The organism is Meiothermus sp. CFH 77666 (assembly GCF_017497985.1).
GTDB lineage: Bacteria > Deinococcota > Deinococci > Deinococcales > Thermaceae > Meiothermus.
In genome coordinates this window covers 1-19,897 of record NZ_JAGDFV010000010.1, presented here as the reverse complement: position 1 = coordinate 19,897, position 19,897 = coordinate 1, and the positions used below count along the sequence as shown (strand labels likewise).

Below are 19,897 nucleotides of genomic sequence, written 5' to 3'. Positions count from 1 at the left end.
TACCCCGTAGGCTTTCGGCGTGAAAATAGCAACGCGCGCCTACATATGGTTTAGCTTGTTACTGATAGTTTGGCTTACCGCCTGTGGAACCCAGACCCAGGGCGATTCCTCGGGGAACTCCAATCCTAACCCCTCGCCCCTAAGTGGTAAGACCGTGACCTATGCGAGCAGCGATGAGGTCTTTCTCAACCCCGAGCGGGGCTTCAGGATCGGGGTGCAGTTTGGCTACGGTATCGGTTCGCGGAGCATGACCGGGCTCGATCTGTCTGGAATGCGCGGGCGGGGTTACAGCATGATCCACGCCTATATCAGCCTCGAGCCCTTTCAGAACGGACCCATAGCCGAGGACTACCTGGCCCAGCTACGCCAACGTTTTGCACAGATGCGCCAGGCCGGCGTCAAAGCCTCGGTGCGTTTCTGGTATGCCTGGGGGGGTACCGCCACAGTACCCAAAAGCCGCATTCTCCAGCACATCGAGCAGCTCGGCCCCCTCTTGAAGGAAAACACCGACGTGATCTCAGTCATGCAGGCGGGCTTTGTGGGTGCTTGGGGTGAGTGGCATTCCCACAGCGGTCTTTCGGATCAGGACAAGCGCGAGATCTTTCAGGCGCTGGCCCGCGTGGTGCCCCAGGAGCGCAAAATTCAGCTCCGGTATGTGGAAGCGCTCCGCCTGTTCGCCCCCCAGGGCTTTAGCGAGGCCCAGGCCTTCGATGCCCAGCAGATCGCTTCCCGCCTGGGCCATCACAACGACTGCTTCATGGTGAACCAAAGCGATGCCGGTACCTACGCCTGGAACGACCCCCAGCGAACCGCCGACCGCAACTACCTGGCCGAGATCAGCAAGTACATGCCGGTAGGCGGCGAGATGTGCGGCGATGTGCCCGAGGCCGGCTCCGACCCCTATAACCGCCGTACCCCAGAAGGCCAGCTGGCCGAACTGGCCCGCTTCCACTGGAGCTTCATCGCCAACGACTTTGGCAATGTGGAACGCTGGCGGCAGTGGGGCATCTACGACACCATCGCCCGCAAACTGGGCTACCGGCTTGCGCTGGTGCAGTCGGTGGTGCCAGAGGTGGCCGCTGGGGGCCGTCTGCGCCTGAGCCTCACCCTGCGTAACGAGGGCTGGGCGGCGCCGTACAACCCCCGCCCGGTGCGCATCGTGCTGCGCAACCCGCAGAGCGGCCAGGTGTACGCTATACCCGTCAACGCCGAGCCCCGTCGCTGGTATGCTGGCAGCCAACAGACCCTTCAAGTAGACCAGCCCTTGCCCGCCGGAATACCCGCGGGCAGCTACGAGGTGCTGCTGCACCTGCCTGACGGGCATCCGAGCCTGGCAGCGCGTCCGGAGTACGCCATCCGCCTGGCCAACCCCGGGGTGTGGGAGGCCCACACCGGCTATAACCGGCTGAACCAGACGGTGCGGGTGCCCTAAGTCAAGGGCCCGGGCGGATGATCAGAAGGGGGGAGTGGCCCTCGGTCGCACCGAAGAGCGCCAGGTCGCTCTGGTGGTTCCGGTCGGTGGGTTTTTCGAAGCGAAGCCGGAACTGGAGCGAAGCCTCCCCCTCAGCCAGGGCTTCCTGCAGGGCCGCGGTGACGTCGAGCTCGAGGTACCCCTCGCCGGAAGCCGCGTTGCTCAGGGTAAAAAGAGCAGGCGCTTTGAGGGCGGTGGGATCCTGCGGGCCCTCCACCCGTATGCGTTCGATGAAAAGCCGCCCCAGCCGGGCATAGGCGCGAGAGGCCTCCCCTTGGTACAGGCGCAGGCTTGCTTGAAAGCTCCCAAGCTCTCGCAGACGGCCCAGGTCAAAGGCAACGAACCCCTGTACGGTATGGTTCTGGCCGTCGTCGCCGGCGCAGACCACCCGGCGGCAGTAGTAGGCGGCCAGGCCGGTATGGGCCTCGTCCAGGGTGGCCAGGGCAGAGGGGGTCAGGGCCAGCTCCGAGCCGGAAGCCTGCGCCTCAGGCTCGCTGCAGCCGACCAGAAGCACCCCCAGTATGAGGAAAACCACCCATCGCCCGGTCATCTCCCCTCCTGTATAGGCCAAAATCCCGCTTGCTACATGAAAGGTGGGTTACCTCCGGCATTACATCTAGGTAAAAGCCCTCACCCACAGGGTAGGGCGGCCGGAAGGAAGCCCGTCCCGAAGAAAGAAACGGGGGTTATGGGGGGTGTTACGTAGCCGAGCACCGGCTATGGCGACGGTGGGGGAGCGGGCCTCGGCAAATCTTAAGTGGCCCTTAAGATTTCCTCACCACTACAGGGGGGCTGTGACCCGTTAGACTATCCCGGTGATGTGCCGGGCTCGTTTGTGGTCTTGGGGGTTGCTGCTGACGGTGGGGCTATTGCTCCTGGGCTGCGGCCAGCTGGACGAGGTTAGCCCACCCCCCGGCGGAGGCAGTGGGCCGGTGCTGCCCCCCCTAGCCGGAAAAACCCTCACCTACACAGCCAGCAACGAAAACTTCCTCAACCCCGAACGGGGTTTTCACATCGCTTTTCAGCTCCAGGAGTACAACGACTACCGCACGGTGCGCTCGGGGGGCTGGTTTAACTTCCCCGCCAGCGTGGTGTTCGTGTACGTGAGCCTGTACGATTACCGCAACAGCGCCATCCCGCAGAGCTATCTGGATCACCTCAAGAGCCGCCTCGAGAACGCCCGCCAGGCCGGCATCAAGCTGATCCTGCGGCACTACTACGCCTTTCCCGGTAAGACCGGCTCCGAAGACGCCCCTCTAGAGCGCATGCTCCAGCACATCGAGCAGCTCAGGCCCCTCTGGGCTGAGTACCAAGACATTATTCTGGCCGTACAGGCCGGGTTTATCGGGCTATGGGGGGAGTGGCACAGCTCGAGCAACAACCTGGACAAACCTGAGAGCGAAGACCGCCTGGTACGGGCCTTGCTGGCCGCTCTACCCAAGAGCATCCCTTTGCAGCTGCGCTACCTGGAGGACATCGAGCGGCTCTACCCCCAGCCCCTTTCCTCCAGCCAGGCCTTCAGCGGCAGCGACCAAGCCCGCCTGGGCCACCACAACGACTGCTTCCTGGCAGGGGAGAACGACGCCGGTACGTATAGCTGGAATCAGTGGGATCGGCAAAAAGCCTACCTGGAAAAGATCACCCGTTTTGTGCCGGTCGCGGGGGAGACCTGTCAGGTTAACTTCGGCCTGCAGCGCCAGAGCTGTGCGGTGGCTTTGGCCGAGCTGCGCCGCTTTAACTGGCAGGTGCTGAGCGGCACCTGGTACAAGCCGGTGCTGGATCGCTGGAAAAGCGAGGGATGCTACGACGAGATCGCCCGCCGCCTGGGCTATCGCTTCCGGCTGGTGAGGGCGGTCGTTCCCGAGCAACTGAGCAGAGGGGGGCGCTTCCAGATGGGCCTGGAAATCGCCAACGACGGTTTTGCCAACCCCATCCGGCCCCGCCCGGTTCGAGTCGTCTTGCGCAATAAGACCACCGGACAGATATTTGGCTTCCCCCTCAACACCGACCCACGCCAATGGGAGCCGGAGAAGACCCAGGCCCTGATGCTCGAGGCTACCCTGCCGGGCGATATGCCCCCCGGCGACTACGAGGTGTTGCTGCACCTGCCCGACCCAGCCCCCAACCTCGCGGGCCGCCCCGAGTACGCCATCCGGCTGGCCAATCCGAATGTCTGGGAGGCTACCACGGGCTACAACTCATTGCAGCACACCCTCAAGGTGCAGTAGCTACAATCGGGTATGGGCACCGAGACCGAACGCAAGTTCCTGACCCGTTCTTTGAGCTGGAAACAGGGAGCGGTGGGGGTGACGTACCGCCAGGGCTACCTGTGCCGCGAAGAGGCCCGCACCGTGCGGGTACGCATTGCGGGCGATAAGGCATATCTCACCATCAAGGGCCAGACCCAGGGGATGACCCGCCTCGAGTACGAGTACCCTCTCCCGCTGGCCGATGCCCAGGAGCTGCTCGAGCAGCTTTGCCTCCGGCCCCTCATCGAGAAAACCCGCTACCGCACCTGGTACCGGGGGCAGGTCTGGGAGGTGGACGAGTTTGCCGGCGAGAACCAGGGCTTGGTGGTGGCCGAGGTGGAGCTCGAGTCACCCGACCAACCCCTCGAGCTGCCCGACTGGGTAGGGGAGGAAGTGACCCACGACCCCCGCTACCTCAATGCCAATCTGGTGGAGCACCCGTTCTCGAGGTGGGGCTAGGCTTTTATCGTTTGTCACGAGAGGGGCAGCGCGGTTTTCGGGTTTGGCAGGTGGCCTCGAGTAAATGTCGCATGCCGAAAGTTGCGGGCCAAGCTTTGGAGGGGTAGAGGACTTGCGCCTACCCGGTCTGCGATGCTCGGCGGGTAGCGTTTTGCCTCCAGCTATCGGTATCTGTACAAAAACTCTTTAGCACAAATTTAACAACGAACGAATGTTCATTTGCCTACAAAATTCGCGTGCGCATCACCGACACTGTTCGCGTGAGCCCAACCGAACTCGCCACGTATCTATCCGGACTGATTGAGCATCGCTTGAAAATCGCCACCATGCTGTGGGGCCCGCCGGGGGTGGGGAAGTCCTCCATCGTGGCCCAGACCGCCCGCAAGTATGGCCTCGGTTTTATTGACGTGCGGCTCTCGCAACTGGCCCCTACCGACCTGCGCGGCCTGCCGGTGCCGGTGGACGGGGTCTCCAAGTGGTATCCGCCGGAGTTTTTGCCCCGCGATGGTGAGGGGATTCTGTTCCTGGACGAGCTGAACATGGCCCCCCCCACCATGCAGGGCATGGCCCAGCAACTCATCCTGGATCGCAAGGTGGGCTCATACGAGCTGCCGGAGGGCTGGTTTGTCTGGGCGGCGGGCAACCGCAAGGAAGACCGTGCGGCGGTGTTCGATATGCCGGCCCCGCTGGCCAACCGCTTTATTCACCTCGAGGTCACCCCGGATCTGGCCAGCTTCAAGGCTTATGGCCTGCAGGCCGGGATTCATGAGCGCATCCTGGCTTTTCTGTCCTTCCGCCCGGCCCTGCTGCACCAGATGGACGCCAAGAGCCCGGCCTGGCCCAGCCCGCGGAGCTGGGAGATGGCCTCGCACCTTCTAAAAGCCGGGCTGGACATTGCGCCGGTAGTAGGCGAGGCGGCTGCTGCCGAGCTGGCCGCCTACGTGCAGGTCTACGAGGCGCTGCCGGCGCTTAACGAAATTTTAGAGGGCCGGGAGGGCCCCCCGTTCCCCGAGGAAACCTCGGCCCGCTATGCCCTGACCCTGGGGCTGGCCTTCCGCGCCGAGAACGCCCGTCAGGCCCTGAACGCCTTCCGCTGGATGGTGGAGGTAGCCCCCTCCGAGTGGGTACAGCTGCTGGTCTCCGACCTGTATCCGCGGCTCAAACAGCAAGGGCTGGGGGTTTTTACCATGTTGGTGCGAGAAGAACCCCGCTTGCAGGCCTATCTGGCGGAGCACCGGGAGCTGGTGCTGGGCTGAGGCGCTTCGGCCCCGCTACCCTGACCATTGACTGCAGGCTACAGATCATCGGCAGAATAAAATGAAGGTGTTGCTCGAAGAAGCCCAGAACCCCCAGACCCCCCCCGAGCGGCTCAAGGCGCTGGCCTCGCGCCCCGAGGCCGAGGTTCGCCGGGCGGTGGCGGCCAACCCCAACACCCCCGAGGAGGTGCTCTGGCGGCTGGCGGTGCACTTTCCGGAGGCGGTGCTTTCTAACCCGGTGCTGGAGCTCTTCTGGCTGCTAAACGCCAACTGGCTGGCGGAGATGCCGGGGTATGCCCGTTCGCGCTTGCTGGCCTGCCCCGAGGCTTCCCTCCACCTGCTGCGCTGGGCGCTGAAGGAGGGCGATACACAGTCGCTTTTGAGCGTACTGCAAAACCCCAGGGTGCCTGGCGAGTTCCTGGAGGCCCTGGCCGACCACCCCCTGCCCGCCGTGGCCGAAGCCGCCCGGCTGCATGTGGGCTTCGAGAGCGAGCCCCTCGAGGCAGCCCTGGAGTGGTGCGAGGCCGACATGGACTACTTCGAGCTACGCCAGCTGGTGCTGTTGGGGATGGCCCCGCCCTGGCTGGCCTCGCGCATAGCCCAGGAGTCCGATACGGCGCTGCGCCTGGCCCTGCTCGAGCAAGCCGACCTGCCCCCCACTGTGCTGCAAAAGCTCCTCTTCGACGATGAAGAGGAGGTGCGCCAGGCGGCCCGGGCTCACCCGAAGGCCCCCGCCGAGCAGCTGCAGCTCATCGAGCAACTGGAGCAGGGGCTGCCGGTTGAGGTTTCTTTCGAGGCCCTGGCGCAGGGTTCGGCCTATGTGCGGGCGCTGGTGGCGAAGCATCCGCAGACCCCGCGCCCCCTTCTGGAGCGCCTGATCGCCGACGACGACTGGCAGGTGCGGGTCGCGGCAGCCAGCAACCCCCGTATCCCCAAACCCTGGCTGGAGCCGCTCGCCCGCGATGGCGACCGGGCGGTGCGCGAGGCCGTGGCCGCCAACCCCCGCGCCACCTCTCGGATCCTGGGGCAGCTCATGGCCGACGAGTACGAGGAGGTGCGCCAGGCTGCAACCCACAATCCCCACAGCCCGTGGTTCTGGGATATCTTCGATCTTCTGGAGCAACGAAGCCCCAGCCTTTATGCCGAGCACCTGGATCTGCTGGCCCGCCAGGGCCCGTACTGCCGTCGGCTGGTGATGGCCCACCCCCACGTGCCGACCAAGATGCTGGAGGACTACCGCGCCCACCCCGACCCGGCCACCCGCCTGGCCATCGCTCAGAACCCCAAAACCCCGCCCGGGGTGCTGGCCGCGATGGCGCATGACCCCGACCCTGAAGTGCGCCAGGCCGTGGCTTCGCACCCCCAGACCCCCCTGCCCGGCCTGGAGCGGCTGGCCCAGGACAAACAGCCCGATGTGCGGATGCGGGTTGCCGAGAACCCCCGCACCCCAGGGGAAGTGCTGCAAGTCCTGGCCCAGGACGACCACTGGCCGGTGCGGCAGGCGGTAGCCCAGAACCCCTCCACACCGACCGAGGCGCTCCGCCGGCTGGGCCAGGACCCCGATACCGACGTGCAGCAGGCCGTAGCCGACCATCCAAACGCGCCCGAAGAAGCCCTGGAAGCCTTTTTTTCGGGATGGGTTTTCCCGGCCAACCTGGACATCCGCCCGGGCGAGCTGTACCGACGGGTGCGCCGCCAGGAGCCGGTGCCCCCGGAATGGCTGGAAACGCTGGCGCGGGGCCCGGAGCGGGCCCGCAGGCTGGTGGCCGCCCACCCCGAAGCGCCGCCTTCAACGCTCCTGGCCCTTGCGCAGGACGAGGACTGGCGGGTGCGGCAGGCCGTGGCCCAGCGCCCGGCCCTCCCTGCCGAAGTGCTGGTGCGGCTTGCAACCGATTCCGATGTGGACGTGCGGCGGGCGGCGTATGCCCACCCGCAGGCGGGGGCTAGGGTGCTGGAGCAGGTGCGCCCCGAGGACCCGCAGGACATCCGGCTGCTGGTGGCCCGGCACCCCCAGGCACCCCTGTCGTCGCTGCGGGCGCTCATGGCCGACCCCGATGAAGAGGTTCGGCAGGCGGCCCGGAATAACCCTCGCACCCCTCCGGACTGGCTCGAGCAGTACCGGCAGGCCGAAACGTTAGACCCCCAACTGGATACGGCCTTCCTCCGCTTTCTGGCTGCACAGCAGGCCTGGGGCCGGGCGCTGGCAGCGCAGCATCCGGCCACCCCCCTCGAGGTGCTCCAGGCGCTGCAAAAGGACGAGGACTGGTCGGTGCGGCAGGCCCTGGCTCGAAACCCCGCACTGCCAGCCGAGATGCTGACCCAAATGGCCCAGGACGCCGACCGCGACGTGCGCCTGGCGGTAGCCCAGCACCCCCACGCGCCTCCCGAGGCCCTGCAGGGGCTGCTACAGGATCCCGACGAAGAGGTGCGGCTGGCCGCCCTCCGCAACCCCAGCCTGCCGGCCACAACCCTGGCGGCGCACCGGGTGCGGCTGGGGTTGCAGGCCTCGAGGTCGCGCTTTGCCCTAAACCGGGCGGTGGCCCTGGCCTGGCCCGGAATCCCCCCGCTCGAGCTGGCCAAGGTGCGCCACTGGGCCGCCCCCGAGTGGCTGGTGCGCTACGCGGTGGCCCAGAACCCCAATACCCCGGTGGAAGTGCTGGAGCGTCTGGCCCAGGACGGCAACCGTCTGGTGCGGAACAGGGCTGTAAAGAGCCTAGGGTCGAGAGCCGGGGGTTTGTAACCCAGATGGCTTGTGTGAGGTTTGAAATGTCCGAAACGGCCCCAAAACCAGAACCCGGCCCGGAAAGCCCCGTGCCGGTGCTGGATCGCCGCATCAGCGCCAGCCTGTTCCGCCTTCGACGACGTTCACCCTTTTTTGCCACCCTGGCCCTGTTTGCCCACTACCGGCCCAGCCTGGCCATTCCCACGGCGGCCACCGATGGGCGCGATGTCTTCTACAACCCCCAGTTCATGGCGGCCCTCTCCGACGACCATTTCGACGGGGTGCTGCTGCACGAGGTCTTGCATGCGGCCCTGCTGCACGTAACCCGCCGTTCGCACCGCGACCCCCAGCGCTGGAACATCGCTGCCGACGTCGTGGTGAACGGTATCCTGGTCGGGCAAGGCTTCAGTCTGCCCGAGGGGCATGTCCGCAACTTCGAGCTCGAGCGCCTGGCGGTGGAGGAGGTCTACGCCCTGCTGCCCCAGGAGCCCCAGGCGTCGGTGGAGCTTGATTTGCTCGAGGCCCCTCCCGAGGATGCGCTGGAAGCGGAGCCTCGGGAGGGTGAAGCCGATAAGGGCCCACTGCCGGGCAGGGGCAAGCCTGCCCGGAAGCGGGTGGAAGGGGGTGCGCTGGGCGAGGCCGAGAAGGCCGCCATCGAAAGGCACTGGAAAAAAGCCGTCCAGCAAGCCCAGGCGGTGGTTCGCGGCCTGGGCAAGGGCAGCCTGCCGGCGGGGTTGGAGCGGGCTTTTGGCCTCCTGGAACCCTCGGAGCTCGACTGGAAAGCCCTGCTGTGGCGCTTTCTGGTGCGCACCCCCACCGACTTTGTGGGCTACGACCGCCGCCACCTGGGGCGCGGCCTGTACATCGAGACCCTCGAGGGCGAGAGCCTGACGGTCTACATTGCCGTGGACACCTCGGGCTCCGTAGACGATGCCCTGGTTCGCCGCTTTTTGGGCGAGGTGCAGGGTATCCTGCGGGCCTACCCGCACCTCAAGGCCCGGCTCTACTACGCCGATGCCGCCCTCTACGGCCCGCACGAACTAAAGGCCGACAGCGAAATTCCCCCGCCCCAGGGGGGTGGCGGCACCAGTTTTGTGCCGTTTTTTGAGGAGGTGGCGCGTGGGGCGCACGAGGGGGTGTGTGTGTACCTGACCGATGGCTACGGCGACTTCCCCGCCGAGGCCCCCCAGCTCCCCACGCTGTGGGTGGTAGCACCCGGGGGGCTTGATTCGGCCTCGTTTCCCTTTGGCGAGGTAGCCCGGCTGTTGTAGGCAATAAAATCATCACATGGCGATTCGACTTGAGGACATCCAGGCCGCCCGCGAGGTGATTCGCGGGGTCATTGCGCCGACGCCCACCCTGCCCGACCCCCTCACCTCCGAGGATCTCGGAGCCAAAATCTTTGTCAAGGCCGAGTGTTTGCAGCGCAGCGGTTCCTTCAAGATTCGCGGAGCCTATCACAAAATAGCCTCGCTCACCCCGGAAGAAAAAGCCAGAGGGGTAATTGCCCCTTCAGCGGGCAACCACGCCCAGGGGGTGGCGCTGGCGGCCTCGCTCCAGGGCATCCGCTCGGTGATTGTGATGCCCCAGCATGCGCCCCTTACCAAGATTGTGGCCACCCGCCGCCTGGGGGCGGAGGTGGTCTTGCACGGGGCCAGTTTCGACGACGCAGTGGCCCACGCCCACGAACTCCAGCAACAGCACGGCTACACCTACGTCCACGCCTTCAACGATGAAAAAATCATCGCCGGGCAGGGCAGCATCGGCCTCGAGCTCCTCGAGGCCCTGCCCGGCCTGGATGTGCTGGTGGTGCCCATTGGCGGCGGGGGCCTGATAGGGGGCATTGCCGTAGCGGTCAAGAGCCTGCGCCCAGAGGCCCGGATTGTGGGCGTGCAGGCGGTGGGCTGTGCGCCGGTCAACCTCTCGCTGCGGGCCGGGGCGCCGGTCAGCGTGCCGGTGGCCCAGACCATCGCCGATGGCATCGCGGTCAAGCGCCCCGGCGACCTGACCCTGCCCCTGATCCGGCAGTACGTGGACCAGGTGGTCGAAGTCACCGACGACGAAATCGCCCGGGGAATTGCCCACTGCGCCCAGAACCTCAAGCTGGTGGTGGAGGGGGCCGGGGCCGCCGGGATGGGGGCCATCCTGGCCGGTAAGGTGCCTATCCAGGCCGGGCAGATCGTGGCCACCGTGCTCTGCGGGGGCAACATTGACGGCAACCTGCTCTCCCGCGTGATTGAGCAGGTCATGGTGCGGCAGGGGCGCTACCTGCTGCTCAAGCTGGCCATCGTGGATCGTCCGGGGGCGCTGGCGCGGGTGGTGGATCACGTGGCGGCGGCAGGGGCCAACATCATTGACATCTTTCACCGCCGGGCCTTGTGGCTGGCCCCCCTGGGCAAGGTGGGGGTGGAGCTGGTGCTCGAGGTGCGCGACCCCCAGCACGGAAACGAGGTGGTAGCGGGCCTCGAGCATGCCGGCTACGCCGTCGAGCGCGAAAACGTGGGCGAGTGGCCAGGCTGAGGGCGGGCTATTTTTTAGGGGTGACGCAGGAGTGACGCTCCATCCTGTACAGTTAAGTTGCGCCTGTATAAGGTCTAGAGATGAATCCAGGCTGCGCTAGAAAATCATGCTCGGGGCGCAATAACCGAATGATTTTCGATCATGTCATTATCCAAAACGTAGACGGGAGGTACTTAGCCCATGCAAAAGTCCCTGGTAAGCAGCCTGTTGTTTGTGAGCCTGGCCCTGGCACAGACCACCCCTTTTACCGACCAGGATCGAATTCTCAATTTTCTGGTCAGCAGCCACCCCACAGTGATTGAGGGACAGGCCTATATTGCGGTGCTCCAGTCCACCCGGGTCTGGGTGGTGAACCCCGGCCAGAGCGCGGACTGGCGCAGGCCCAACTTCGTCCTCGCTACGGCCTGGTACGACCGCGAGCGCAACGGCCTTGACCCCATCCGCCGCATTGCCTTCAACGGGATGCCGCTCCAGGAGCTTTCCAACCGCTTTGGCCCTTCCTACGCTCTGAAGCAGATGCTCACAGAACCCCTCTTTGAGACCTGGATCAACTGGTATGCCTTTTTTGACCCTCAACTGTTTCCCCAGTACGTTTCGGCCGATGACCTCTACAGCCAGCCCCGCTGGACGCTAGAATACCCCGCGCCCTACCGCCTGAGCCTGCCCAACCCCCTCCGCATCGGGGCGGTGGAATGGTCGTTCGAGATGGCCCCGGCCTACGCTATAGACCGCGCCCCGCAGTACGGCTCGCTGAAGCTCTATCCCAGCCGCACCAACCCCGCTCTAAGCGCCTACTCCCACCTGATCGCCAACCCCGGCAGCGTTTCCCGTCGGATTCCCCCCGACGGCTCGCTGGCCGGCTCGGGGGGCGGCTGGGTGGCGGGTTCGCTCGAGGGCTACGCTGGGGCCAGCGCCTGCAACGAGCGGAGCCTGGACTTTGGTGGAGGGGGCGCGGTCAACAAGGTGCTGATCAAGGCCTGTACCCTGGTGGTCTCGCCGGTAAGGCTCGAGGTCGTCGCCCCCCGGTAGCCCATCCAGGCGGCTACGGTTCGGTTCAGGACAAGGCGCGAGATGGGGGTGGGAGGTGGGCGGTGAGTTTTCAAAATCTACACTCTACTTCCTACCTCCCACCTTCTTGGCTATCCAAGGCGCTCAAGTAAAGTTGGTATGCGGAGCACTCTAAGGAATCGGCGTGGCCGTCCAGGAGCCCTTGCTCAGGCTGGCGCGTCCATTCTCCTGCTGTACCAGAATAAAAGGCCCCTGGATGCGCTTGTCGGTCTGAATGTCGCCCTCGCCCACAATGCGCCCGCCCTTGCCCAGGTCAAAAATGACAAACACCTTCTTGTCGCCTGCCAGGGCGCCCTTTACCGGAATTTCGCTGCCATTGGCCAGCAGCAGCTTGCCTTCCAGCCGTCCGTAGCCTTCCTTGAGCCGGACTTCCAGGTTGAGCCTGCCCTCGAGCTTCGTCCCTTGAGCCGGGCCATCCTCCACCAGCCCGCTGAAGTTGTAGGCGAGCTTTTGTGGCGTGGGGGTGGGCATGGGGGTCGGCCCCGACACGGGCGTGGCCGTCCAACTGCTCCGATCCCCTGGGGCGGGCCCCACAAACGGGCCTTTGAACACCCCGCCCGCCTCGCGCTTGCCGGTGCCGATGATCAGCAGGTTGTTGGCCTTGTCCACCTCGAAGAAGATGTAGATGCGCCCTCCACGGGTCAGCACCCCTTTGGCCGGTACATTCAGGTTGGTGCCGGTCAGGGCGCCCATAAACACGAAGTGGCCGCCCCCCACCGGCTTGAGCTCGAGGGTCAGCTTGCCCGCCAGCACCGTGTCCTTGCTGGGGCCTTCCTCCACCTTGCCGCTAAAGTCGAAGACCACCTGCTGCTCAGGAGCCCGACCCTGAAGCTCGAGGTCGTTGCTCGCGGCGCGGGCCTCCTCCACCGACATGCTTTCGCTGACGGGCGGTGTGGAAGGCGTGGAGTTGCTGGGGCTACCACAAGCCGCGAGTAGCAGCGCCCCTGCCAGCGCACTCAAGAGCCATTTCGCTGAACCCAGGTTTCGCATGGTTTGCACCCCTTTCTGCAAAACCCATTCTTTGGGCCTACAGGGTTAGAAGTCTAAGATGGGATACGAGCTGAAATACGTGCCAGTCACGTTTTTACCTCACAATAATTCATCTGGGTGCTTAGGTTTTCTTAAGGAAAAGCGTAAAGGTGAGTGTGACGTGGGCTCAACTTGCAAGTTCAAAGAGCCTAGTTTGAATAGCAGTGGCTTTCTTCTCACCCATGATGGTGGCAACTATAGAATCCCCAATGGCTTTTCCTAAACGGGGAGGAACCGCGTTTCCTATCTGGCGGTACTGGTCAGCCATCGAACCATAAAAAATCCAGTCGTCAGGAAACCCCTGAATACGTGCAGCTTCCCGGACACTAATAGGTCGTAATTCACTAGGATGGCACATATCGGTGGCTTTTTGAGCGGGGCTGGTAGTAATTGTTGGGGACGGCTTATCCCAGGCTAGCCTACGGTAGAAGCCAACTTTTCCTCCACCGGAATTAAGTGCTCCACCCATGGCTTCAGGAAGCAGTTCACGTGGCAAATTTCGCCAGTTACCACCTTCGGGAATCAGTTGGAGGAATCGCAAACGTGAATCGGGGTATGGCGGGAATTGGGGTTCGGGGTCACTTAGGTTTGCGAGTGCTTCTCTTAGGGTTCGCCACTTTGGAAGCCCTATTCCGCTCCGGCTGTGAGTTGGTTGGGGTAGAGCAACTGGTTCGTGGTCGCGACTACCAATAATAATTACCCGCTCACGTATCTGCGGCACCCCATAATTTGCAGCATTTAGGAGACCATAGACATAGGAATAGCCAAGGCGAGTAAACTCATCGAGGATTACCTGAAAAGCTGAGCCGGGTAATTCATCGGGTTCAAGTGGACGCGCTTCTTTACCGCGTTCAGCAATAGGACGATGGCGAATGGCAGCAGAAAGTATACCTCTCACATTTTCCATCACGAAAAAGCGGGGGCGGATACCTTCAATAAGCCGGATGAAATCCCTGAACAAACTGCCTCTGGGGTCTTGTATAGCTGCTCTGCGGCCTGCTGTGCTAAAAGGTTGGCAAGGAGGCCCACCCGAGACTAAAGTGACCTCACCAACTCGTAAATTGGTTGCGTCCAGCAAATCCTGAGCTGTTACTTGTGTCACGTCCTCAAAAACAGTTGCGTTACGGCCCAGGCGGCTTAGATTGATATGAATGGTTTGGCGTGCTATGGGATCGAGCTCGACAAAGGCCAGCGTTTCAAAACCAGCTTGCTCCAAACCCAAGTCTAAACCCATCGCTCCTGAGAACAGAGAAATATGTGAAAAGCGATGCATGCATTTATTTTAGGCCCTTCGCGTAATCTTTGATATACCTATGAAAATCGTCCTCGCTGAGGCCCGATTTAAGAGGGAAGTTCTCCCATTCAAGAGGGAAGTTCTCCCAGTTTGTTCTACCTGTTCTTGAATAAATCCTAAACCACTTTTGGATGTTCGTTCCATCACGAATAGCTGAGGACGAGCTATTTTCACTGTTGTCACGGTTCTTAATCTGTAATGCAATACTGAGGTCTTGGCTAAGGAAATCAACCGACCGCACAACATTGCCCGCGCACCAGACCCACCCATGTGGCTCGAGGCGATTGGCTATGTAGCGCTCCAGCAACTCACCTAGTAGGTTCTCAGCGGCCATGGAAATGCGATGGTTTTCCGAAACTGCAGGTAAGTCCTCTAGCTGAGTGAATGCTTCCAGGATGACGTCCACAGCGGGATCTGCAATGGTTTGCACCTCCTTCAAGGCTAACTGGCTCTCTCTAGCATTAAAATAACGAATAAGGTATTGCATCAGGTAATCTGTAACATCTACTTTTTGTTTATCTTTGCCAATCTTCCGGTAAGCGCTTAGACCCTCCGTATCGTCTATGACTAGCCTCCCTATTTGAGGGAACGCTCCTTTTTGGGGACTATCCCAGCAATATCTCAAGATTACATTGAGACGTATATCCCAAGACTTCCCGAGTTTTTCGGCGGCACTTTTTGCAGACTCCAAGAGATCTGAAAAATCCATTTCTACCCAATACTAAACACCTACAGGCTCTTTTGAGGGTTTATTATCCACAGCCCTGTCCACAATCCCAAAGTCCTGCGCGATGAGCCGCGCGGTCATCTTGGCCGACATCATCACGCTGGGGGTGCCTGCGCCGGGCTGTACCCCGGCCCCTACCAGGTAAAGGTTAGCGATGTCCTCGCTCCTGTTGTGGGGCCGGAAGAAGGCCGACTGAGCCAGGATGGGCTCCGGCCCGAAGGCGTTGCCCAGGTAGCTGTTCAGGGTGTGCTCGAAGTAGTCCGGGGTGATGAAGCTCTTGTGTACCAGACGCTCCATCAGGCCCGGCAGGTAGCCGCGCTCGTCCAGGAACCGGAGTACCTTGTTCACAAACGGCTCGCCCAGCAAGTCCCAGTCCAGCTTGCTGCCGTTGTGGGGGACGGGAATCAGGGTGTAGGCCGCGTGGTGGCCGGGCGGGGCCAGGCTGGGGTCGGTCAGGGTGGGGATGTGCAGGTACTGGCTGAAGTCCCTGGCCAGCACCTTGCGTCCAAAGATGTCCCGTAGCAGTTCCTCGTAGCGCGGCCCCAGGATGATGTTGTGGTGGCGTAGCTTCTGGCCCTCGGTGCCGTCGGCCCGGAAGCCAAAGTAAATCACCACCAGCGACATGCTCTGCGGGCGGTTCTTCACCACCAGATCCGACTGCCAGAAGCGGTACTGCGGCTCAATGAGCTTCAGGTAGGTGTTGGCGTAGTCGGCGTTGGAGACCACGATGTCGGCGTGCAGCACGGTGCCGTCCGCCAGGGTGATGCCCCTGGCAATTTTTTTGCTGCCCTCGCGCACCACGTTGATTTTCCGAACCTCGGCGTTATAGCGCATGGTGCCGCCCAGCTCCTCGAACCTCCGCACGAAGGCGTTCACCAGGGCGCCGGTGCCGCCCAGGGCAAAGTGGATGCCCCAGGTTTTCTCCACAAAGTGAATCATGGCGTAGATGGCGGGCACGCTCAGGGGGTTGCCCCCCACCAGCAGGGTCTCGAAGCTGAACACCTGGCGCAGCTTGGGCGACTTGAAATACTTGCTGGCAAAGCTGAACAGGGTACGCACGGCGTCCAGGCGCAGCAGGTCGGGCACCACCCGCAGCATGGTGCCCAGGTCGCCAAAGTGGGTGTAGCCGAGTTCCAGGAACCCCCGCTCAAAAATGGCTCTGGCATCGGCGTGGAAGCGCTCGTAGCCCTCCAGATCGCCCGGCTCGCCCAGGGCCGCTACCTGGTGGCGGGTGTTCTCGGGGTCGCCGTCGTAGTCGAAGAAGGTACCGTCGTCAAAATAAATACGGTAGAAGGGCAGGATGGGCACAATCTGGACGTACTTGCTGGTGTTGGGGCCGCCCGAAAGGCCCGCCTTGATGCGCTTGTCATCCCCCAGTACCTCGGCGGGAAAGTCGGGTAGATGCAGGTTGGACTGTCCCCGCTCGAGGCTGAACAGCTCCTCGATAAAGTGTGGCACCGTGATGACAGTAGGCCCCATGTCAAAGGTGAAGCCGTCCACTTTGCGCACATAGGCCCGCCCACCGGGGCCGTCCAGTTTTTCCACGATGGTGGTATCGAAGCCCAGGCTTTGCAAACGCAGGCCCATCGCCAGGCCCCCAATCCCCGAACCAATGACAATTGCGGTTTTCGCCATATCAGGGCCAAGGATACTCCGGGCTGCCAGGAACATTCTTCGGTAGAGCTACATTCTGGCGCATTACAGGTCTCGTACTGAGTACTGGCTATCGGCTATCCGCAATCTGCTATCGGCCTTATGCTGTGCTACATGAAAGCCATCCAGGTACACCGCGCCGGCGGCCCCGAAGTGTTGCAACTCACCGACCTGCCCAAACCCAACCCCGGCCCCGGACAGGTGCTCATCCGGGTCGAGGCGGCAGGGCTCAACTTTGCCGACATCCTGTACGTGGCGGGCGAGTACCTGGTGCGTACCCGCTATCCCACGGTTCCGGGTATGGAGTTTGCAGGCGTCATCGAAGCCCTCGGCGAGGGGGCAGTGGGGTTGCAGGTGGGGCAACGGGTGGCGGCATTGGGGGGGAGCGGGGCTTTTGCCGAGTATGCAGTAGTCCATGCCCGCTCAGTACTGCCGGTTCCACCAGGCATGAGCGCTGCCGAGGCAGCGGCTTTTCCGGTTTCCTACTTCACCGCCTACTTTGCCCTGCAAACCCAGGCGAGAGCCCAGCCGGGGGAATGGGTCTTGATTCAGGCGGCAGCCGGAGCGCTGGGCACGGCCTCAATCCAGATTGCTAAGGCCCTGGGCCTGCGGGTGGTGGCCCTGGCCAGCAGCGAGGAAAAACTGGCCCTGTGCCGTAGTCTGGGGGCCGACGTGACCCTGCTCAACACCCAGGACAACCTGGTGGATGCCGTCAAAAACGCCACCGAGGGCCACGGAGTGGACATCCTGATGGAGGTGGTGGGGGGTGCGGGCTTTGCCCACAGCCTCAAGATGCTGGCTTACCGGGGCCGCTTGCTGGTGATTGGTTCGGCCTCGCGCGAGATGGCCCAGATGTACCCGGTGGGTCTGATGAAGGGCAACCAGAGCGTGATTGGCGTCTGGCTCACCCCCTTCCTGAGCGACCCCGCCCTGATGCAAGCGGCCACCGCCTTCCTGATGCCTTTGCTGGCTTCCGGTAAGGTCAAGCCGGTGGTGGGCGAGCGGTTCAAGCTGGAAGAGGCCGCTCTGGCTTTTGAATTCGTGATGAGTCGGAAGAATACCGGCAAGGTGATTCTGGAACCCTGAAAGAGCGAAGGGGGCAAATTTTCTTCCTTGAGCACCCGAACCCTACCATCCTTTGTTCAAGCCCTCCCAGCCAGAGGGTGGCAGTATGCTGTGGCTTATGAAAACTGCCGACGTAGCCGTGGTGGGCCTGGGTGCCATGGGCAGCGCTAGCCTGTACCAGCTGGCCCGGCGCGGGGCCAGGGTAATTGGGATAGACCGGCACGTGCCCCCGCACACCTACGGCTCCAGCCACGGCGAGACCCGCATTACCCGGCAGGCCATCGGCGAGGGGGCCGCTTACGTGCCGCTGGTGCTGCGTTCGCACCAGATATGGCGGGAGCTCGAGGCCCAGACCGGCGCCTCGCTTTTTTTGGCCTGCGGGGGCCTGATTCTGAGTGGTGCGGTGGGCCAGGCCCTGCACCACGGCAAGCCGCAGTTTTTGCAGCGCACCCTGGAGGCCGCCCGGCAGTTTGGCATTCCCCATGAGGTGCTGAACCCCGCCCAGATTGAAGCCCGCTTCCCACAGTTTAGCCTGAAGGGCGACGAGACCGGCTACTACGAGCCGGGGGCGGGGCTCGTTTACCCCGAGCGCTGTGTGCAGGTGCAGCTCGAGCAGGCCCAGCGCCTGGGTGCTGCCGTACACACCGGCGAAACCGTCCGGCGAATCGTTCCCCTGAAAGACGGGGTAGAGATTGAAACCGACCAGGCCCGCTACCAGGCCGCCCAGGTGGTGGTCAGTGCGGGGGCCTGGGCCGCCGAACTGCTGGGGGAGCCCCTGGCGCGGGTGCTGCGGGTCTACCGGCAGGTGCTGTTCTGGCTCGAGGCCCACGACCCCCAAGCCTACCTGCCGGAGCGCTTTCCCATCTTTATCTGGATGTTCGGCAGCGCCGAGGGAGAACACTTTTACGGCTTCCCCCAGGTTTCGCAGGGCGTGAAGGTGGCCACCGAACAGGCCCACACCCCCACCCACCCCGACCAGGTGCAGCGCCAGGTAACCCAAGCCGAAACCCAGGCCATGCTGCGCTACGTGCAGGGCCGCCTGAAGGGGCTGGGCCCCGGCTGCCTCAAGAGCGCTACCTGTCTGTACACCTCCACCGCCGATGGCGACTTCATTCTCGACCACCACCCCGACTCCGAGCGCATCCTGGTGGCCTCGCCCTGCTCCGGGCATGGCTTCAAGCATTCGGCGGCAGTGGGGGAGGCCCTGGCCGAGCTGGCCCTGCACGGGCAAACCCCCTTCGATCTGACCACCTTCCGTCTGGCCCGAAGACCGGCCTGGAGCTAAATCCAGACGCCGATCTTCAAATACCCATTGGGGGTATGCTCTGCTTTGTGGAGATATGGAGATGAGTGGATGCTCTCGAGCGTAACTCCAATGGAATGGATTCTGGGCGGCGTGGTGGGCATTGGCCCGCTGGTGCTGATACTGCTCATCACCGCCCCTTTTGCCGATGTGTTCAAGAAAAAGAGCCGACAAGAGCTGGCTTTAGACGTCAACATCGAACCTTCGACACAGAAAGCCGCGCCTAGCCATGGGTGCCAGCGATAGCTTTGGCTTCCCAGTGCATCAATGCCCTGATCACCGCGTCACGCTCGTTCTGGTGCGAGAGCCGCTTGAGGGCCTCGGGCACCAGAAACCAATCCACCCCGTCCACCTCTTCTTTCTGGGGCCGGGGTGTCCCCCCCACATAGCCCATCAAGAAGTGGTGGACTTCCTTGGTGACAGTGGTCTGGATGCCGTCGTCCTTGACCGTGAAGTGGTAGCGGATGCTGCCCAGGGGCGCCAGCACCTTGGCCTCGATGCCGGTCTCTTCGCGTACTTCGCGGATGGCTGTCTGAAAAAAGCGCTCCCCCGGCTCCACCTGGCCTTTGGGCAGGCTCCAGACCCGCCCGTCCTTGATGGCGATTAGAAGAACCTCGAGGCCCTTCCCTCCGGCCCTCTCGCGCAATACTACTCCCCCCGCCGAAGTCACACGGCGGCGGGATTGCGGCAGTGCCTGAGGCCCATTGCCCCCGGCCATGCCGCGCTTGGGTCTACGGCGGCGCGAACCAACTGAATAACGCATACTGTAACTACTTCCCAATGACCCAGCAATGGGTACCTACCAACAGTGTACACGGAACCGAGGTGTTTGTCGTGTACAAAGGCACATATGACATATCCTCTATCAAATTATGGATTACCGTGCTTAGGTGAACAAAAAAAGCGCCCCGAAGGGCGCTAGCTTGAACAAAGAAAGATCAGCCGAGCTAAGTGCTCCTTAGAAAGGAGGTGATCCAACCGCACCTTCCGGTACAGTTACCTTGTTACGACTTAGCCCCAGTCATGAGCCTTACCCTAGGCGCCTGCCTGTGGCTCCCGGCGACTTCAGGCAAAACCCACT

Annotated in this window: 17 protein-coding genes and 1 rRNA gene; 11 read left to right on the top strand and 7 right to left on the bottom strand. The window is 63.0% G+C overall.

All coding sequences use genetic code 11. The annotated features are described in order from the left end of the window. Positions 1-19: 19 nt before the first annotated feature. Positions 20-1,432, top strand: a complete 1,413-nt coding sequence (locus J3L12_RS07050; RefSeq protein WP_208014342.1) for a DUF4832 domain-containing protein — start codon at positions 20-22, stop codon at positions 1,430-1,432. Position 1,433: 1 nt separating this feature from the next. Here J3L12_RS07050 and J3L12_RS07045 read toward each other — a convergent pair whose 3' ends face one another. Further along, complete coding sequence (locus J3L12_RS07045; RefSeq protein WP_208014341.1) at positions 1,434-2,021, bottom strand: hypothetical protein; 588 nt, start codon at positions 2,019-2,021, stop codon at positions 1,434-1,436. Positions 2,022-2,331: 310 nt separating this feature from the next. Here J3L12_RS07045 and J3L12_RS07040 point away from each other — a divergent pair, with 310 nt between their 5' ends. From J3L12_RS07040 to J3L12_RS07010, 7 genes are all read left to right on the top strand, one after another. Then, positions 2,332-3,699 carry a DUF4832 domain-containing protein gene (locus tag J3L12_RS07040; RefSeq protein WP_208014340.1) on the top strand — a complete coding sequence of 456 codons (1,368 nt, stop codon included), beginning with the start codon at positions 2,332-2,334 and terminating at the stop codon, positions 3,697-3,699. A 12-nt stretch (positions 3,700-3,711) separates the two neighbouring features. Beyond that, positions 3,712-4,179, top strand: coding sequence for a CYTH domain-containing protein (locus J3L12_RS07035; RefSeq protein ID WP_208014339.1), 468 nt, complete (start codon positions 3,712-3,714; stop codon positions 4,177-4,179). A gap of 260 nt (positions 4,180-4,439) precedes the next feature. After that, positions 4,440-5,435 (top strand): MoxR family ATPase, encoded by a 996-nt coding sequence (locus J3L12_RS07030; protein WP_208014338.1) that lies wholly within the window; start codon positions 4,440-4,442, stop codon positions 5,433-5,435. Positions 5,436-5,496: 61 nt separating this feature from the next. Beyond that, on the top strand, positions 5,497-8,175 hold the full coding sequence (locus J3L12_RS07025) for a hypothetical protein (RefSeq protein WP_208014337.1): 2,679 nt from the start codon (positions 5,497-5,499) through the stop codon (positions 8,173-8,175). 26 nt (positions 8,176-8,201) lie between these two features. Continuing rightward, a complete protein-coding gene (locus J3L12_RS07020; protein WP_208014336.1) occupies positions 8,202-9,428 on the top strand; it encodes a VWA-like domain-containing protein in 1,227 nt (408 codons plus the stop codon). A 16-nt stretch (positions 9,429-9,444) separates the two neighbouring features. Beyond that, positions 9,445-10,677, top strand: coding sequence for a threonine ammonia-lyase (ilvA, locus tag J3L12_RS07015; RefSeq protein ID WP_208014335.1), 1,233 nt, complete (start codon positions 9,445-9,447; stop codon positions 10,675-10,677). A gap of 180 nt (positions 10,678-10,857) precedes the next feature. Continuing rightward, a complete protein-coding gene (locus J3L12_RS07010; RefSeq protein WP_208014334.1) occupies positions 10,858-11,706 on the top strand; it encodes a hypothetical protein in 849 nt (282 codons plus the stop codon). A gap of 150 nt (positions 11,707-11,856) precedes the next feature. Here the strand turns inward: J3L12_RS07010 and J3L12_RS07005 are convergent, their stop codons facing one another. The 4 genes from J3L12_RS07005 to crtI all read right to left on the bottom strand — a co-directional run bounded on the left by J3L12_RS07005 (position 11,857) and on the right by crtI (position 16,430). Continuing rightward, the gene (locus tag J3L12_RS07005; protein WP_208014333.1) at positions 11,857-12,735 is read right to left on the bottom strand and encodes a hypothetical protein; all 879 of its coding nucleotides are present in this window, start codon (positions 12,733-12,735) and stop codon (positions 11,857-11,859) included. A gap of 166 nt (positions 12,736-12,901) precedes the next feature. Beyond that, positions 12,902-14,047: a DNA cytosine methyltransferase gene (locus J3L12_RS07000; RefSeq protein ID WP_208014332.1), complete on the bottom strand. Its 1,146-nt coding sequence runs from the start codon at positions 14,045-14,047 to the stop codon at positions 12,902-12,904. Between the two features lie 4 nt (positions 14,048-14,051). Then, positions 14,052-14,777 carry a SinI family restriction endonuclease gene (locus tag J3L12_RS06995; protein WP_208014331.1) on the bottom strand — a complete coding sequence of 242 codons (726 nt, stop codon included), beginning with the start codon at positions 14,775-14,777 and terminating at the stop codon, positions 14,052-14,054. A gap of 12 nt (positions 14,778-14,789) precedes the next feature. Next, on the bottom strand, positions 14,790-16,430 hold the full coding sequence (crtI, locus tag J3L12_RS06990; protein WP_208014330.1) for a phytoene desaturase family protein: 1,641 nt from the start codon (positions 16,428-16,430) through the stop codon (positions 14,790-14,792). Between the two features lie 132 nt (positions 16,431-16,562). Here crtI and J3L12_RS06985 point away from each other — a divergent pair, with 132 nt between their 5' ends. From J3L12_RS06985 to J3L12_RS06975, 3 genes are all read left to right on the top strand, one after another. Further along, a complete protein-coding gene (locus tag J3L12_RS06985; RefSeq protein ID WP_208014329.1) occupies positions 16,563-17,534 on the top strand; it encodes an NADPH:quinone oxidoreductase family protein in 972 nt (323 codons plus the stop codon). A 97-nt stretch (positions 17,535-17,631) separates the two neighbouring features. Beyond that, positions 17,632-18,798 (top strand): N-methyl-L-tryptophan oxidase, encoded by a 1,167-nt coding sequence (gene solA / locus J3L12_RS06980; RefSeq protein ID WP_208014328.1) that lies wholly within the window; start codon positions 17,632-17,634, stop codon positions 18,796-18,798. Positions 18,799-18,888: 90 nt separating this feature from the next. Then, the gene (locus J3L12_RS06975; protein WP_208014327.1) at positions 18,889-19,062 is read left to right on the top strand and encodes a hypothetical protein; all 174 of its coding nucleotides are present in this window, start codon (positions 18,889-18,891) and stop codon (positions 19,060-19,062) included. Here J3L12_RS06975 and J3L12_RS06970 read toward each other — a convergent pair. Together J3L12_RS06970 and J3L12_RS06965 are read right to left on the bottom strand one after the other, a co-directional pair. Further along, on the bottom strand, positions 19,040-19,534 hold the full coding sequence (locus tag J3L12_RS06970) for an NUDIX hydrolase (RefSeq protein ID WP_208014418.1): 495 nt from the start codon (positions 19,532-19,534) through the stop codon (positions 19,040-19,042). The two genes, J3L12_RS06975 and J3L12_RS06970, sit on opposite strands and share 23 nt — an antisense overlap. Positions 19,535-19,778: 244 nt before the next feature. Continuing rightward, positions 19,779-19,897, bottom strand: a 16S ribosomal RNA gene (locus J3L12_RS06965); the annotation flags it as partial.

Excerpts from the sequence above, each read along its gene's own strand:
- J3L12_RS07010 (WP_208014334.1), top strand. The coding sequence starts at position 10,858 with ATGCAAAAGTCCCTGGTAAGCAGCCTGTTGTTTGTGAGCCTGGCCCTG.
- J3L12_RS07020 (WP_208014336.1), top strand. The coding sequence starts at position 8,202 with ATGTCCGAAACGGCCCCAAAACCAGAACCCGGCCCGGAAAGCCCCGTG.
- J3L12_RS06975 (WP_208014327.1), top strand. The coding sequence starts at position 18,889 with ATGGAATGGATTCTGGGCGGCGTGGTGGGCATTGGCCCGCTGGTGCTG.
- J3L12_RS06985 (WP_208014329.1), top strand. The coding sequence starts at position 16,563 with ATGAAAGCCATCCAGGTACACCGCGCCGGCGGCCCCGAAGTGTTGCAA.
- J3L12_RS06970 (WP_208014418.1), bottom strand. The coding sequence starts at position 19,534 with ATGGCCGGGGGCAATGGGCCTCAGGCACTGCCGCAATCCCGCCGCCGT.
- J3L12_RS07025 (WP_208014337.1), top strand. The coding sequence starts at position 5,497 with ATGAAGGTGTTGCTCGAAGAAGCCCAGAACCCCCAGACCCCCCCCGAG.
- J3L12_RS07005 (WP_208014333.1), bottom strand. The coding sequence starts at position 12,735 with ATGCGAAACCTGGGTTCAGCGAAATGGCTCTTGAGTGCGCTGGCAGGG.
- J3L12_RS07000 (WP_208014332.1), bottom strand. The coding sequence starts at position 14,047 with ATGCATCGCTTTTCACATATTTCTCTGTTCTCAGGAGCGATGGGTTTA.
- J3L12_RS07035 (WP_208014339.1), top strand. The coding sequence starts at position 3,712 with ATGGGCACCGAGACCGAACGCAAGTTCCTGACCCGTTCTTTGAGCTGG.
- ilvA (WP_208014335.1), top strand. The coding sequence starts at position 9,445 with ATGGCGATTCGACTTGAGGACATCCAGGCCGCCCGCGAGGTGATTCGC.
- J3L12_RS07045 (WP_208014341.1), bottom strand. The coding sequence starts at position 2,021 with ATGACCGGGCGATGGGTGGTTTTCCTCATACTGGGGGTGCTTCTGGTC.
- crtI (WP_208014330.1), bottom strand. The coding sequence starts at position 16,430 with ATGGCGAAAACCGCAATTGTCATTGGTTCGGGGATTGGGGGCCTGGCG.
- J3L12_RS06995 (WP_208014331.1), bottom strand. The coding sequence starts at position 14,777 with ATGGATTTTTCAGATCTCTTGGAGTCTGCAAAAAGTGCCGCCGAAAAA.
- solA (WP_208014328.1), top strand. The coding sequence starts at position 17,632 with ATGAAAACTGCCGACGTAGCCGTGGTGGGCCTGGGTGCCATGGGCAGC.